The 15701-nt window shown below is 72.6% G+C and carries 15 protein-coding genes; 12 read left to right on the top strand and 3 right to left on the bottom strand.

The window, feature by feature from the left end:
• Nucleotides 1-47 precede the first annotated feature (47 nt).
• Complete coding sequence (locus O7615_RS28020) at nt 48-605, top strand: helix-turn-helix transcriptional regulator (protein ID WP_278180778.1); 558 nt, start codon at nt 48-50, stop codon at nt 603-605.
• A 28-nt stretch (nt 606-633) separates the two neighbouring features.
• Here O7615_RS28020 and O7615_RS28015 read toward each other — a convergent pair whose 3' ends face one another.
• The gene (locus O7615_RS28015; protein ID WP_278180777.1) at nt 634-1413 is read right to left on the bottom strand and encodes a lysophospholipid acyltransferase family protein; all 780 of its coding nucleotides are present in this window, start codon (nt 1411-1413) and stop codon (nt 634-636) included.
• 209 nt (nt 1414-1622) lie between these two features.
• Here O7615_RS28015 and O7615_RS28010 point away from each other — a divergent pair, with 209 nt between their 5' ends.
• Genes O7615_RS28010 through O7615_RS27995 form a run of 4 tightly spaced genes read left to right on the top strand, consistent with a single transcriptional unit; the run spans nt 1623 to nt 5767 of the window.
• Nucleotides 1623-3035 (top strand): cytochrome ubiquinol oxidase subunit I, encoded by a 1413-nt coding sequence (locus O7615_RS28010; protein WP_278180776.1) that lies wholly within the window; start codon nt 1623-1625, stop codon nt 3033-3035.
• A 15-nt stretch (nt 3036-3050) separates the two neighbouring features.
• Complete coding sequence (cydB, locus tag O7615_RS28005) at nt 3051-4049, top strand: cytochrome d ubiquinol oxidase subunit II (protein WP_278180775.1); 999 nt, start codon at nt 3051-3053, stop codon at nt 4047-4049.
• A gap of 54 nt (nt 4050-4103) precedes the next feature.
• The gene (locus O7615_RS28000) at nt 4104-4571 is read left to right on the top strand and encodes an OsmC family protein (protein WP_278180774.1); all 468 of its coding nucleotides are present in this window, start codon (nt 4104-4106) and stop codon (nt 4569-4571) included.
• Between the two features lie 32 nt (nt 4572-4603).
• The gene (locus tag O7615_RS27995; RefSeq protein ID WP_278180773.1) at nt 4604-5767 is read left to right on the top strand and encodes a GNAT family N-acetyltransferase; all 1164 of its coding nucleotides are present in this window, start codon (nt 4604-4606) and stop codon (nt 5765-5767) included.
• Nucleotides 5768-5822: 55 nt separating this feature from the next.
• Here the strand turns inward: O7615_RS27995 and O7615_RS27990 are convergent, their stop codons facing one another.
• Entirely contained in the window at nt 5823-6530 is a 708-nt protein-coding gene (locus O7615_RS27990) for a hypothetical protein (RefSeq protein WP_278180772.1), read from the bottom strand.
• A 124-nt stretch (nt 6531-6654) separates the two neighbouring features.
• Here O7615_RS27990 and O7615_RS27985 point away from each other — a divergent pair, with 124 nt between their 5' ends.
• The 7 genes from O7615_RS27985 to O7615_RS27955 all read left to right on the top strand — a co-directional run bounded on the left by O7615_RS27985 (nt 6655) and on the right by O7615_RS27955 (nt 14987).
• Nucleotides 6655-7383 (top strand): SDR family oxidoreductase, encoded by a 729-nt coding sequence (locus O7615_RS27985; RefSeq protein ID WP_278180771.1) that lies wholly within the window; start codon nt 6655-6657, stop codon nt 7381-7383.
• A gap of 90 nt (nt 7384-7473) precedes the next feature.
• Nucleotides 7474-8121: an ATP-binding cassette domain-containing protein gene (locus tag O7615_RS27980; protein WP_278180770.1), complete on the top strand. Its 648-nt coding sequence runs from the start codon at nt 7474-7476 to the stop codon at nt 8119-8121.
• Between the two features lie 90 nt (nt 8122-8211).
• Nucleotides 8212-11229 (top strand): FtsX-like permease family protein, encoded by a 3018-nt coding sequence (locus O7615_RS27975; protein WP_278180769.1) that lies wholly within the window; start codon nt 8212-8214, stop codon nt 11227-11229.
• A complete protein-coding gene (locus tag O7615_RS27970) occupies nt 11226-12098 on the top strand; it encodes an ATP-binding cassette domain-containing protein (protein WP_278180768.1) in 873 nt (290 codons plus the stop codon). The genes O7615_RS27975 and O7615_RS27970 overlap by 4 nt, the downstream gene beginning before the upstream one ends.
• Nucleotides 12099-12162: 64 nt before the next feature.
• A complete protein-coding gene (locus tag O7615_RS27965) occupies nt 12163-14013 on the top strand; it encodes a glycoside hydrolase family 15 protein (protein ID WP_278180767.1) in 1851 nt (616 codons plus the stop codon).
• Entirely contained in the window at nt 14010-14789 is a 780-nt protein-coding gene (locus O7615_RS27960) for a glucose 1-dehydrogenase (RefSeq protein WP_278180766.1), read from the top strand. The genes O7615_RS27965 and O7615_RS27960 overlap by 4 nt, the downstream gene beginning before the upstream one ends.
• Before the next feature lie 15 nt (nt 14790-14804).
• Nucleotides 14805-14987, top strand: coding sequence for a hypothetical protein (locus O7615_RS27955; RefSeq protein ID WP_278180765.1), 183 nt, complete (start codon nt 14805-14807; stop codon nt 14985-14987).
• A 73-nt stretch (nt 14988-15060) separates the two neighbouring features.
• On the opposite strand, the gene O7615_RS27950 is transcribed toward O7615_RS27955, so the two are convergent.
• Nucleotides 15061-15621 (bottom strand): cysteine hydrolase family protein, encoded by a 561-nt coding sequence (locus tag O7615_RS27950; protein WP_278180764.1) that lies wholly within the window; start codon nt 15619-15621, stop codon nt 15061-15063.
• Between the last annotated feature and the right edge of the window lie 80 nt (nt 15622-15701).

Below are 15701 nucleotides of genomic sequence, written 5' to 3'. Positions count from 1 at the left end.
CCGTCCGTTCCGTAAACGGAACGGACGCCGGGTGGAACCATACGGACATGACCACGCACGGGACAAGCCCTCAGCAGGGATCGGCGGTGGGCCAGCGGCTGCGCGCGCTGCGGGACGCGCGCGGGCTGACCCTCTCCGAACTGGCCCGCCTGGCCGGCGTGGGGAAGGCGACGCTGTCGGGGCTGGAGAACGGCAGCCGCGACCCCCGGCTGGAGACCCTCTACGCGATCGCCGCCGCGCTCGGCGTGCCGATGAGCGCGCTGACGCTGGATCGCGGCGCCCCGGCCTCGGCCGCGTCACCGGTGCGCGGCGAGGCGGTGGTGTCGACGCTGCTGGAGGTCTTCGAGGAGCCGGCCGCCACCTACGAGCTGTTCGCCCTGCGCATCGTCGTCGGCGTCGACCAGGTCTCGCCCGCCCACCCGGCCGGCGTGACCGAGCACCTCACCGTCTTCCGCGGCCACGCCCGGGTCGGGCCGGTCGACGCGCCGTTGGCGGCGGGCCCGGGGGAGCACGTCCGCTGGGCCGCCGACACCCCCCACCTCTACGCCGCGCTCGGCCCGGACGAGGTCGAGGCGAGCCTGCTGATCCGGACCCCGCGCCGCTGACCACGATCGAGGGCCACCCGGGGCAACGTCAGCCGGCGGCGGGGCGGCGCCGGTGCGGGCGGCTGGTGTCGACCGGCCGACCGGGGTCGACGTGCCGGGGCCGGTCGGGTTCGTCCGGCCGCAGCGGGGCGAGGGTGTCGGTCAGGGCGTCGATGATCCGGTCGGTGGCCCGCCGGGCGGCGCCGGGCACGCCGGGGGTCACGTCGGCGAGATCCACCGGGTCACCGAAGTGCACCCGTACCGTGGGGCGGCGCACCAGCGCGCGGGCCACGCCGCGCAGCAGCCCCTTGGGGGCCTGGTAGGGCAGCACCTCGTGACAGCCCCACTGGGCGACAGGGATGACCGGGGTGCCGCAGGCCAGGGCGAGCCGGGCGGCACCGGTCTTGCCGCGCTCGGGCCACATGCCCGGGTCCAGGCCGATGCGTCCCTCCGGGTAGACCAGGATCGCGGCGCCGCCGCCGACCGCGGCGGCGGCATCGTCCAGGGCCCGATGCACGCCGCTGGTGCCCCGGTCCACGCGGATGTGCCCGGCGCGGCGCATGGCGGCACCGATCACCGGGGCACGGAACAGCCCACCGGTGGCCATGATCCTCGGCGCCACCCGGCGGGCCCGGCAGGCGGCGGCGAGCACGACCGGGTCGAACGGGCTGATGTGGTTGGCGGCCAGGATCAGCGGCCCGCCGCGCAGCCGGGCGGGTATGTCACCGGTGACCTCCAGCCGGGCCAGCAACCCGACGACGGCGCGGGCCAGCAGCAGCGCGATCCGCCAGATCAGCGGCGGCCGCCAGGGGGAGTGGGCTACGTCCATCAGCGGGCCATGATCGCACGCAGGGCGCGGTCGGCGGCGGCCAGGTCGGGCAGTGACCAGGTCGGGCAGTGACCAGGTCGGGCCGTAGGGCAGAGGTGAGCAGGGTCATTGGTCCCGGCCCGGTTCGGGCCACCTGCCCCTACATATCGTCGTACGACAGGTTGTAGTATCTACTACGTTTTGTAGTATGAGCACATGGGGGTTCGCAGGTGGACGCGTTGGACGTCGCCCGCTGGCAGTTCGGTGTCACCACCGTCTACCACTTTCTCTTCGTACCGCTGACCATCGGCCTGTCCGTCCTGGTCGCCATCCTGCAGACGCTCTGGTACCGCACCGGAGACGAGAAGTACCTCAAGCTCACCAAGTTCTACGGCAAGCTCTTCCTGATCAACTTCGCCATGGGCGTGGTCACCGGCATCGTGCAGGAGTTCCAGTTCGGCATGAACTGGAGCGACTACTCCCGCTTCGTCGGCGACATCTTCGGCGCACCCCTGGCCATCGAGGCGCTGGTCGCCTTCTTCCTCGAATCCACCTTCATCGGCCTGTGGATCTTCGGCTGGGACCGGCTGCCCAGACGCATCCACCTGGCCACCATCTGGGCCGCCGCCATCGGCACCAACCTGTCCGCGTACTTCATCCTCGCCGCGAACTCGTTCATGCAGAACCCGGTGGGCTACCGGTTCAACCCGGAGACCGGGCGGGCCGAACTGACCGACTTCGTCGCCGTGCTCACCAACAAGGTCGCCCTGATCACCTTCCCGCACACCATCGCCGGCGCCTTCCTGGTCGCCGGGGCGCTGCTGGTAGCCGTCGCGCTGTGGCACCTCATCCGCAACCCGGACAGCGCCGACACCCCCGCGTACCGCTTCGCCGCCCGCTTCGGCTCCTGGGTCACCCTGATCTCGGCCACCGCCGTGGTGATCACCGGCGACATCCAGGGCAAGATCATGACCCAGGTCCAGCCGATGAAGATGGCCGCCGCCGAGGGCCTCTACTCCACCGAGAGCCCCGCCTCGTTCTCCGTGCTCACCATCGGCAGCCTCGACGGCAGCCGGGAACTGTTCGCCCTCAAGATCCCGTATCTGCTGTCCTACCTGGGCACCGGCGACCCCAACGGCACCGTGCACGGCATCAACGACCTCCAGGCCCTCTACACCGCCCAGTACGGCCCCGGCAGCTACACCCCGATCATCCCGGTCACCTACTGGAGCTTCCGCTTCATGATCGGCTTCGGACTCGCCGCCGCCGCCATCGCCCTGCTCGTGCTCTGGAGCCAGCGCAGGGGCCGCACCCCCACCAGCAGATGGCTGCTGCGCGCCGGCCTGGCCATGCCCATCCTGCCGCTGCTGGCCAACTCCTTCGGCTGGATCTTCACCGAGATGGGCCGCCAACCGTGGATCGTCTTCGGCGAGATGCTCACCCGCGACGGCGTGTCCCGCAGCGTCTCCCTGGCCGAGGTCCTCACCAGCTTCACCGCCTTCACCCTCATCTACGCCGCCCTCGCCGTCGTCGAGGTGAAACTGCTGATCCGCTACGCCAAGGCCGGCGTACCCGACGTCACCCCCGACCCCGAACCCGACGACACCGACGACGCCGAGCGCCCGCTCGCCTTCGCCTACTGACCCGCGGAGCCCCACGTGGAACTGACCACCATCTGGTTTCTCCTCGTCGCCGTGCTGTTCACCGGCTACTTCATCCTCGAGGGCTTCGACTTCGGCGTCGGCATGCTGCTGCCCGTGCTCGGCCGTGACGACCGCGAACGCCGCGTCATGATCAACACCATCGGGCCGGTCTGGGACGGCAACGAGGTCTGGCTGATCACCGCCGGCGGCGCCATGTTCGCCGCCTTCCCCGAGTGGTACGCCACCCTCTTCTCCGGCTTCTACCTGCCCCTACTGCTCATCCTGCTGGCCCTGATCGCCCGCGGCGTCGCCTTCGAATACCGCCACAAGCGACCCGAGGCGTCCTGGAAACGCCGCTGGGACACCGCCATCTTCGTCGGCTCACTGATCCCGGCGATCCTGTGGGGCGTCGCCTTCGCCAACATCCTGCGCGGCGTACCCCTGGACGCCGACCACGAGTACGTCGGCGGCCTGCTCGACCTGCTGCACCCGTACGCCCTGCTCGGCGGCGCGACCACCGCGGCGCTGTTCCTCACCCACGGCGCCGTCTTCATCGCCCTCAAGACCGTCGGCGACATCCGCCACCGGGCCGCCGCCCTCGCCGTCCGCCTCGGCGTCGCCACCGCGCTGCTCGCGGTGGCCTTCCTCACCTGGACCCTGACCATCCGCTCCAGCACGGCCGCCGTCGTGCTCGCCGTCGGCGCCGCCCTCGCCCTGCTCGGTGGTCTCGCCGCCGCCCAGGTACGCCGGGAGGGCTGGGCGTTCACCGGCACCGCCGTGGCGATCGGCCTGGCCGTGGCCACCCTGTTCACCGCGCTGTTCCCGAACGTGCTGCCCTCCACCGCGGACCCGGCCGGCACCCTCACCGCCACCAACGCCGCCTCCACCCCCTACACCCTGACGATCATGACGTGGGTGGCGGTGTTCTTCACCCCCATCGTGCTGGCCTACCAGGGCTGGACCTACTGGGTCTTCCGCAAGCGCATCGGCGTGGCCCACATCCCGCGACACTGACCGCGATCGGGCCGGGGACCACCCGCCCCGGCCCGATCGGGCACCATGACCTCCATGCCCCGCACACACCACTACGCCACCACCGTCACCTGGACCGGCAACCTCGGCACCGGCACCAGCGGCTACCGCGACTACCGCCGCGACCACGACGTCACCACCGACGGCCGCCCACCCATCGCCGGCAGCTCCGACCCCACCTTCCGCGGCGACCCCACCCGCTGGAACCCCGAACAGCTCCTGCTCGCCGCGCTGTCCCAGTGCCACCTGCTCGCCTACCTGCACCTCTGCGCCGTCAACGGCGTCGTCGTCACCGACTACGTCGACCACGCCACCGGCACCATGACCACCGACGCCACCGGCTCCGGCCACTTCACCGAGGTCGTCCTGCGCCCCCGGGTCACCGTCGCCGACCCCGACACCGTCGACACCGCCACCGCCCTGCACGACGACGCCCACCGCGCCTGCTTCATCGCCAACTCCGTCAACTTCCCGGTCCGCCACGAGCCCACCACCAGCAGCTGAGCGCCGACCGCCGCGACCGCTATCGTCGACCCGTGCCCGACGTGCGTGAACTCACCCCCGACGACCTGGCCGACGCCTGGCAGCTCGGTCGGCTCGCCTTCGGCGCCGACCCGCAACCACCCCCGCCACCACGCACCACCGGCCGCACCGCCTACGGCGCCTTCGACCCCGCCGGAAACCTCATCGGCAAAGCCGCCGACCTGCACGACGACCAGTGGTGGACCGGGCGGGCCGTACCCGCCGCCGACGTCGCCGGGGTCGCCGTCGCCCCCGAGGCCCGCGGCACCGGAGTCGCCCGCGCACTGCTACGCACCCTGCTGCGCGGCGCCCACGACCGCGGCGCCGCCATCAGCGCGCTGTTCCCCACCACCCCCGCCCCCTACCGGGCCTGCGGCTGGGAGATCACCGGGCAGCTACGCACCCTCGACCTGCCCACCGCCACCCTGCCCCGGCACCGCACCGACCCGGCGCTGACCGTCCGCGCCGGCACCACCGCCGACCTACCCGCCACCGCCGAACTCCACCGGCGCGTCGCCCACCACCGCAACGGCCTGCTCACCCGCACCCACCCCCGGTTCACCACCGGAGAACTGCCCTACGACGGGCTCACCCTCGTCGAACACGACGGAACCCTGGTCGGCTACGCCGGCTGGAACCGGGGCCGAGGCTACGGCCCCACCGCCGTGCTCACCGTCGAGGACATCCTCGCCACCACCGACGACGCCGCCCGCGCCCTCGCCGGCGTCCTCGCCAGCTGGCACAGCGTCACCCCGACACTGCGGCTGACCCCGCTGCCCGGCGACGCCGTCAGCGCCCGGCTGCCCCTCGAACACGCCCGCGAACACGAACGCCAACCCTGGATGCACCGGCCCGTCGACGTCGCCCGCGCCGTGCAGACCCGCGGCTGGCCCGCACACACCCGCGGCGAGGTCACCTTCACCCTCACCGACGACCTCGCCGACTGGAACACCGGCACCTGGCAGCTCGCCGTCGACGGCGGCCAGGCCCACCTGCGCCGCGTCACCACCGACGCCGACCTGCACCTGACCGTGCGCGGCTTCGCGCTGCTCTACACGGCCACCGCCACCGCCCGCACCCTCGCCGAGACCGGGCTGCTCACCCACACCACAGCGGACCCGAGCGCCCTGGACCTGCTCGCCGCCGGCCCACCCGCCCAGCTCGTCGACTACTTCTGACCCGCACATGCCGGCGGCCCGGCCGGGGCAAACCCCGCACCGGGCCGCCGGGCGGTCAGCCCGCCTCGCGCAGCTCCGCCAACCGGGCCTCGATCTCGGCCAGCTCCGCCCGCAGCTTCTCCGCCTGCCGCTCGGCCTCCGACCGCTCCGCCGCCAGGATCTGCTCCACCGCCTCGTGCACGCCCGGCACGTCCACCAACGCCACCATCCGCAGCGCCTCCGCCGGCTTGAGCACGTACGGCTTGGCCAGCACCTTGCCGCCCTGCTGCGCGGCCACCGTCCACTCGCCCTCCGCGTACGCCAGCGTGACCGTCAACCCCGCCGGTCCCTTCGGCTTCGCCGCCTTCACCGCGCGCCGCGCCGGCGGCCTCGCCTCCACCGGCTCCGTCTTCGCCTGCTCCACCGTCTCCACCTTCGGCTCCTCCCGGCGCGGCTGCGGCACCCGGTCCAACACGAACTCCGGCTCCACCGCCGCCGCCTCGGCCGGCACCGGCTCGGCCTTCGACTCGGCCGGCCGACGCCCCGCGCCCTTCGGCGCGACCGCCACATCGGTGGGGGAGAAGGGCAACTCGTCGCGCCCGAACCGCACCACCACGAACTCGTCGGACACCGCCGGATCGGTCAACGCCACCACCTGACCCAGCTGGCCGGCGATCTGACCGGCCGCGACCGTGAACACCACCCTCGGCTTACGGCCCGCAGCCAACGCCTCCCGGATGCTGCGCACCTCGTCTTCGGACAAACCCTGGCCAGCGGCACCCATCAGCAACCTCTTCCCTCCACCGGTGAACGTCTGCCTTGATACCAGCCCACCCCGACACCGCAAAGATCAACCCCCACCGTCCGGTACCCTCACCGCCAACAACCGGGGGCAGGGGAGCAGCGCATTGGCGAACGTCACCGTCATCACCGGCGGCAGCCGCGGCATCGGTGCCGCCACCGCCCGCCGCCTCGCCCACACCGGCCAGCACGTCGCACTCGGTTACCGCCGCGACCACGCCGCCGCCGACACCGTCGTGGCCGAGCTGCGCGCCACCGGCGTACGCGCCATCGCCGTACCCGCCGACACCCGCGACCCCGCCCAGGTCACCGCCCTCTTCGACGCCGCCGCCGAACTCGGCCCGCTCGGCGGGCTGGTCAACAACGCCGGCATCACCAGCCCGATCGGCCCCTTCACCGACCTCGACGCCGACGACCTGCGCCGCGTCGTCGACGTCAACCTCGTCGGCTACGTCCTCTGCGCCCAACAAGCCGCCCGAAGGATGACCGACGGCGCCGCCATCGTCAACGTCTCCTCCGTCGCCGCCACCCTCGGCAGCCCAGGGGAGTACGTCCACTACGCCGCCGTCAAGGCCGCCACCGACGCCCTCACCATCGGCCTGGCCAAGGAACTCGCCCCCCGAGGCATCCGCGTCAACGCCGTCGCCCCCGGCATCATCCGCACCGACATCCACGCCCTGTCCGGCCAACCCGACCGCCCCGACCGCGCCGCCGGCCGCATCCCCCTGGGCCGGCCCGGCGAACCCGACGAGGTCGCCGCCGCCATCGCCTGGCTGCTCAGCCCCGACGCCTCCTACACCACCGGCGCCGTCATCCGCGTCGGCGGCGGCCTCTGACCAACCCCGACACCCGCCTGCGCCGTTGTGCGCCGACCACCCGCTGTGACACCCTGCCGATCTACCCCGTCGCGGAGGTGCCACCCCGCCATGCTGACCACCGACAACGTGACCCTCGGCTACGGGAATCGGCAACCGGTGCTCACCGGCGTCTCGCTGCACCTCGCCCCCGGCCAGGTAACGGCGGTCACCGGGCCCTCCGGGGCCGGCAAGACCACCCTGCTGCACGCGCTGGCCGGGCTGCTGCGCCCCCGCGCCGGCACGGTACGCGTACAGGGTCGGCCGCTGCGCGACCGCGACGACGCCGTGGCCCGCCAGATCGTGCTCATCCCACAGGACAACGGCCTCGCCCCCATCCTCACCGCCGCCGAGAACATCCAGGTCGTCTGCTCCGCCCGCGGCATCGCACCCTCGGAAGCCCACCGCCGCACCACCGAGATCCTCGACCAGCTCGGCCTCACCGGCCAGGCCAGCCACCTCGTCGAGGAACTCTCCGGCGGCCAGCAACAACGCACCGCGATCGCCCGTGGCCTGGCCCTACGCGGCAGCGTCCTGCTCGCCGACGAGATCACCAGCGAACTCGACGCCGACAACCGGCACCGCGTCCTGGACCTGCTGCACCAGCAGGCCCACCGAGGCGCCACCGTCGTGTTCGCCACCCACGACCCGGACATCGCCGCCGCCTGCGAAGCCGAACTGCACCTCGACCAGGGCAGAGCCGAACTCGTCCGAGGATGACCGCGCATCCCGGAGCTTCCCGATCACCGTCCGGTATCGATAGTCACGTCGGGACACCCGACGACACGAGCGCTCACTACCGTCCGACCCATGCTGGCCCTCATCGCCGGGGCGCTCGCCGCCCGCCGGATGCAGGCCATCGCGGTGCTCCTGCTGGCAACCCTCGCCGGTGCCGCCGCAGCGGCCGCACCCATCTTCGCCACCGCCGCGGGCCAGGCCCTCGCCGACCACGAACTCGCCACCGCCGCACCCGACGAACACCGGCTGCGCCTGACCAGCATCGTCGAATCCGAAGGGCTGCCCACCGACGCCGACCGCGACTTCCTCGCCGGGCAGCTGGCCCCACTCACCCCGGCCGGATTCGACACCGTCCTCGGCGCCCAGCGCACCGGACGCGCCACCGGACCGGACGCCGACGTGCCGTCGATGCTCGTCTTCCGGCAGGGCACCTGCGAACGGGTCGCGGTCACCGGCACCTGCCCCGCACCCACCCCCGCCGGACAACACCCCCAGGCGATGATCAGCACGAACACCGCCGCGCACCTCGGCATCACCGTCGGCGACCCCGTCACCTTCGACCGACTCACCCTGACCGTGGTCGGCGTGTACCGCCCCCTCGACCCGCGCGACGCCTACTGGGCCGGCAACGAATACCTCCGGCCGCCACCCCCCGGTCGCACCGACACCCCGCGGGTCGGCAGCGCGTCCGACGCCATCTTCATCGCCGGAACGTCACCACTCGCCGACGACAAGGAACTCCTCTTCCGGACCACAGCGGACCTGTTCGTCACCGCACACACGCTCCGCACCCGCCCCACCGAAGAGATCAAGTCCGAGATCACCGCCGCCCAGCAGGACGCGACCCGCGCGGGTTACGGAGCGGGCAGCCGGCTACCCGCCCTGCTCGACCGGGTAGCGGACAACCGCCACCACCTGAACCTCGGCGTGACCCTCGGCGGCTGCCTGCTCGTCCTGCTCTGCTGGCTGGTGCTCTTCATGGTGGTCGCCTCGGCCGCCGACGAACGACGCCCCGACCAGGGCCTGCTGATGCTGCGCGGAGTGCGGCGCACCCGGCTCTGGGCGCTCGCCATCGGCGAACACGCCGTACCCGCCCTCGCCGCGATCCCGCTGGCCTGCCTGGCCGGGCTCGCCACCGCCGACCTGCTCGCCACCCACACGCTGCCCGGCACCGCCGACATCACCCTCGACGCCACCGCACTCGGCTACGCCACCGCAGCCGCCGCCGGAGCGCTCGCCGCCGTCCTCGCCGCCCAACTCCGCACCATCTCCGCGCCCGTCACCGACCTGCTCCGACGGGTACCCGCCCGAGGCAACCGCTGGCGCGCCGGCATCGCCGACATCGTCGCGATCTCCGTCGCCGCGGCCGCCGTGGTACAGCTGCGCACCGGCGGACCAGCAACCGGACTGGCGTTGCTGGCCCCGATCGCCGCCGCCCTCGCCGTCGGCCTGCTCGCCGCCCGGGTCGCCATGGGCGTCGGCGCGACGGCCGGCGGCGCACTGCTGCGCCACGGACGCACCGCCACCGGCCTGGCCCTCGTCCAACTGGCCCGACAACCACGCATCCGCCCGCTGGTGGCGCTGCTCACCGTGGTCATCGGCCTGCTCGCCTTCACCGCCGGCATCCGGGACGTGGCGACCACCGCCTACACGAACCGGGCCATCGTGGAGGTCGGTGCCCCCCGCGTCGTCGGTGTCGACGCCATGTCCCGCAAACACCTGCTCGACGCCACCCGCGCCATCGACCCACCGGGACACTTCGCGATGGCGGTCGTGGTCGCCACGCAGGCCGAACCGGGCGGCGGGACGCTGCTCGCGGTGGACTCCGCCCGACTGGCCACCGTGGCCGAACAACACCCGTCGTACGGCACGTCGCTGGCCGACATGCACACCCACCTGCACCCCGCACCACCGGCACCACCACTGCTGCTGCGCGGTCGCACCCTCACCCTCACCGCCACCGCCACGTACGACACGACGGCGTACGGGCCGCTCCAACCCGGCCTGTACGTCACCATCGCCAACGACACCGGAAGCCGACAGGTGAAGGCGGACACACCGATCACCCCGGGCACCGACGACTACCTCGTCCGCGTTCCCGAATGCGAGACGGGGTGCCGGCTGGCCAACATCACGGTCAACAGCCCTCGTGCACCCACCCCGCTGCACCTCAGGATCACCGAGCTGCGCCACGGCGACGGCGACACGATGCTGACCACCGGCGCGGAACTGGCCCGACCCGGCTCCTGGCGCTACACCGGCCTGGAGGAACACCCCACCCCACCGGAACAGGGGAGCGCGGGGCTGAACCTGACCCTGCCGGAGGGCGGCGGATCCGCCAGCGCCGTCGTCGCCGACACCCCCCACCCGCTACCCGCCTGGCCCACCAGGTCAGCCGGCATCCCCTTCGGCCACAACCACTCCCACCAGGGATTCGACGGCACACAGGTCGCCACCCGGGTCGTCGGCCTCGCCGAGCGGCTACCCCGAACCGGCCCGCACGGCACGCTCGTCGACCTCGAATACGCCGACCGGCTCGCCACCGGCGGCCACGCCGGCACCGAGGAGGTCTGGCTGGCCACCACGGCACCCCCCGACGTGCTCGACCAGCTCCGCGCACACGGCCTCGTCATCACCTACGACCGGACCATCACCGCGACCAGCCAGACCTTCGACCGGCAGGGCCCGGCGCTCGCCCTGGACTTCAACCTGTTCGCCGCGGCCGCCGGCGCACTGATCGGCGCCGCCGGCATCATCGCGGCCGCCGCCGTCGGACACCGCGACCGGGTCACCACCCTCGTCGCGCTGCGACGGCAGGGGCTACCCGCCCGCGCGATCCGCGGCGGCTACGGCTGGATCGTCGCGGCCGCCACCGCCGCGGGCAGCCTCGCCGCCGGGCTGATCTGGATCCTCACCCGGGACGGGCAACGCCTGTTCCGCGACGGCCACCCGGTGGTACCCCTGCCCACCCGGCCGGACATCGGCTGGCTGGCCTCGATCACCCTACCGGCCGTCGCCGCGTTCACCGTGACCGCGACGGTCGCGGGCCTGGTCCTGGTCACCGCCGTGAACCGCCGGAGTTCCCGATGAGCGTGGCGGGCGCGGGCGTACCCGTCGCCTGTCTCCGCCTGGTGCACATCTACCCGGCGGCGGCCGGAGACGTGGTCGCCCTCTCCGGGGTGGACCTGAGCATCTCCGCCGGTGAGATGCTGGCCCTCGTCGGCCCCTCCGGCTCCGGCAAGTCCACCCTGGTGTCGGTGCTCGCCGGACTCATGCGCCCCAGCGCGGGACGCGCCCTCGTCGGCGGCCACGACCTGGCGCGGATCTCCCCGAGGCACCTCGCCGCGCTCCGTGGAACCCTGATCGGTACCGTGCTTCAGGGCGCCGAACGCAACCTCCTGCCGTACGCGTCGCTGAACCGCAACATCTGGCTCGCCCAGCGCCCCGCCGCACGCCTCGCCGACCGGCGGCTGGACCCCCCGGAGAAGATCCTGGACCTCGTCGGTCTCACCGGCGCCGGCCGCCACCGAACCGGCGAGCTGACCCCCGGCCAACGACAACGCGCCGCCCTCGCGCTGGGTCTCGCGGCCGGACCGGGACTGCTCCTGGTCGACGAGCCGACCAGCCAACTCGACCGGACCGGCCGCGACGAGGTCCTCACCGCACTGGAAACGATCAACACCGAGCGCGGCACCACCGTCGTCGTGGTGACCCACGACGGCGAGGTCGGCGCCCGACTGGGACGCGCCGTCACCATCCGCGACGGCCGGGTCGGCGCCGAGGGGCGCGACGGCCGCGACTTCGCGGTGGTCGCGGGGGACGGCACCATCCAGCTGCCTCCCGAGGCCGCGGCGGCCTTCCCACCCGGCACCCTGCTCGCGGTCGAACACACCGCCGACTCGATCACCCTGCGCCGCAACACCCCACCAGCGCCCGCCGGGCACCCCGACCGGCCCTGACCCCGACCACACCGGGGAGAGCCGGGCGAGGCATGCCACCCCACCCGGGCGGGTAGGCACCCCCGTGAACAGCGGACGCATCGGTGACCACGGCTACCTCGCCGACGGGCACACCGCCGCCCTGGTCGACCGCGCCGGCTCGGTGAACTGGTGGTGCCCGCACCGCTTCGACGCACCCGCCGTCTTCGCGCGCCTGCTCGACGACGACGCCGGCCACTGGTCGATCCAACCGGAGGGCACCTTCACCACCGAGCGGTCATACCTCCCGGACACCCTCGTGCTGCGTACCGTCTTCACCACCCCGCACGGCAGCATCGCGCTGACCGACGCCCTCGCCCTGGAACCCGGCGCCCGCGGTCACGACATCGGCCTGCGCTCACCGAGAGCGCTGGGTCGCGTCGTCGAAGGGCTCACCGGAGAGGTACCGGTACGCCTGGACTACCGGCCACGATTCGAGTACGGGCGGGTGACCGCCTACCTGACCGACCACGACGGCACCGTCGAGGCGATCGCCGGCGCCTGCCGCCTGAGCCTGCGCGGCGACGTCCCGCTCACCTGCGCGCAGGGCAACGCCACCGCCCACTTCACCGTACGCGCCACCGACACCTACCGGTTCACCCTCGGACACGCCCCGACCTACGACTCCGGCCCACCCTCCCAGCCCGACGCCGACCGGCTCATCGCCGACGCGGTCGCCGGCTGGCGCTCCTGGACCGACCTGCACCGCGACCAGTACCACGGCCTCTTCCCCGACCAGGTGCGACGCAGCGCCATCATCCTGCAGGGGCTGACCTACCAGCCCAGCGGCGCCATCGTCGCCGCGGCCACCACCTCGCTGCCCGAGCAACCGGGCGGCAACCGCAACTACGACTACCGCTACGTCTGGGTACGCGACTTCAGCCTCACCCTCCAGGCCCTGTGGCGCGCCGCCTGCCCCGACGAGGCGACCCGGCAGTTCGCCTGGGTGGCCCACGCGACCGGGCGGATCAGCGACGAACCGGTACCCATCATGTACGGCGTGCAGGGCGAGCGGGACCTCACCGAGCACCACCTCGACCACCTCGCCGGGTACGCCGACAGCCGGCCGGTCGCCATCGGCAACGACGCCTGGAAGCAGCGACAGAACGACGTCCTCGGCGAGGTCCTCGACGCGGCCTGGCTGATGCGCCACTACCTCGACCCGATGACCCCCGACGTGCGACACCTGCTGCACGACCTCGCGGACCAGGCGATGCGGGGCTGGCGCCGCCCGGACGCCGGCATGTGGGAGGCACGGGACGCCCGACGGCACTACCTCTCCTCCAAGGTGCTGTGCTGGACGGCGCTGGACCGGGCCGTCCGCTTCGGCCTCCAGCTGGGCGACGAGGCCGAGGTGGCGCGCTGGGCGGCGGCCCGCGACGAGATCCGCCGGGCCGTACTGACCCGGGGCTGGAACGAACGGCTCGGCACCTTCACCGGGGCCTTCGACTCCGACCACCTGGACGCCTCCGTGCTGATGATGCCGCTGGTCGGCTTCCTGCCGGCCGACGATCCACGGATGCGCGCCACGATGACCGTGATCGAGCGCAAGCTGTCCCACGACGGGCTGGTACGCCGCTGGGAGGGCGACTCGGCCGGTTTCGTCATCTGCTCCTTCTGGCTGGTCACCTGCCTGGCGCTGGCCGGTGAGGTGGACCGGGCCGAACATCTGTTCGGTCAGCTCGCCGGCCGGGTCAACGACCTGGGTCTCTTCGCCGAGCAGGTCGACCCCACCACGGGGGAGCCCCTGGGCAACTTCCCGCAGGCCTTCTCGCACATCGGGCTGATCAACGCCGCCGGCCGGCTCACCGAGGCGGTGCACCGACGCGACGCCGCCGGCCAGCCGCAACATCCCGTGCCGGCCGGCACGGGTCACACGGAGGGAGCTTTCTCGTGACCGGACGCCTCGAAGGAAAGACCGCCCTGATCACCGGCTCGGACTCCGGGATCGGGCAGGCCACCGCGATCGAGTTCGGCCGGGAGGGCGCGGACGTGGTGGTGCACTACCTGCACGACCACGCCGGCGCCGACCGTACGAGGGCGGAGGTGGAACGGGCCGGCCGGCGGGCCGTCGTGGTGCAGGGCGACATCAGCGTCGAACACCAGGTCGAGGCGATGTTCGACGAGGCGTTGGACGCGTTCGGCACGCTCGACATCCTGATGAACAACGCCGGGGTGGACGCCTCCGGCATTCCCGTCGCCGATCTGGACACCGACACCTGGGACCGGGCCATCCGGGTCAACGTCTACGGCGCGTTCTTCTGCTCCCGACGTTTCGTGCGGCACCGCCGCGACCAGGGCGGTAACGGAAAGATCATCAACACCACATCGGTCCACCAGGAGGTCGCCCGCGCCGGCGGTTCGGACTACGACACCAGCAAGGGCGCCCTGCTGGAGTTCGCCAAGAGCCTCGCCCTGGAGGTCGCCCCGATGCACCTGAACGTCAACAACATCGGGCCGGGGATGGTGCTCACCCCGTTCAACCAGCGGGCGATCGACGACCCGGCATATCTCGAGGAGCAGGTCCAGAGCATCCCGTGGAAGCGGGCGGCGCAACCGGTGGAGATCGCCAAGGTGGCCGTCTTCCTCGCCAGCGACGACGCCGACTACGTCACCGGGTCGACGTACTTCATGGACGGTGGCCTGATGCAGAACCAGGGCCAGGGCGCGTAAGAGAGGAGCATCGGTATGCAGACGACCTACGACTCGGCGGACGACCTGGCAGGCGCGCTGCGCCGGGCGGCGTCCGCGCACGGCCGGCACGAGGAGAAACTCGGCCGTCCGGACCCGGACTGGCCAGACTGGTACGCCCGCTACATGGTGGACGAGCGGGCCGGCACCGAAACCCCGGACCCGGGCGCGATTCGATAATTGACATTATGTCAAGTCGAGTGGTGGAGCCCCTGGCCCTGGCAGCGCCGGGCCCCACCCGCGAGGCCGACGGTCAGTCGGCCGGACCGAAGCCGACCTCGGTGGTGTCGACGGTCCCGGCCCGGCGTCCGGGCGCGCTCTGGAAGCTCCAGTAGAGGTTGGTGTGGGCGACGACCTGCTCCGGCGTCGGCGCGCCGTAGGCGGTCAGGTCTTCCGTGGTGTGTGCGTCGCCGACCAGGGTTGCGTCGTAACCGCGCACCAGCGCGCCGTGCAGGGTCGACCGGATGCAGACGTCGGTCTGGGCGCCCGTGACCACCAGCCGGCCCACGCCACGCTCGGCGAGCACCGTCTCCAGGTCGGTGTCCTCGAACGAGTCGCCGTAGCGCTTCTGCACCAGCGGCTCCCCTTCCCCACGCACCAACTCGGGCACGTACTGCCAGGGCTCGCTGCCCTGTGGGAGGCCCTCGTCGGAGTGCTGCACCCACACCACCGGCACACCCTCGGCGCGGGCCCTGCCCAGCAGAATGTTGATGTTGGCGATGACGCGGTCGCGGTTGTGGGTGCCCGCCACCACCCCGTTCTGCATATCGATGACGAGCAGGGCCGTGTTCGGCCGCTCGGGCAGGGTCGTCATGTTCGCCTCCGGTGCCGGTGGATTGGTGACACCACGGTAGGTGGGACCACCGACAGAAACGCTCCCCTCCCCGTCCGCGC

Origin of the sequence: Micromonospora sp. WMMD1082 (genome assembly GCF_029626175.1) — a bacterium.
Lineage (GTDB): Bacteria > Actinomycetota > Actinomycetes > Mycobacteriales > Micromonosporaceae > Micromonospora.
Note: the sequence above shows the minus strand (reverse complement) of the source record. Positions and strands in the feature narration are given on the sequence as shown.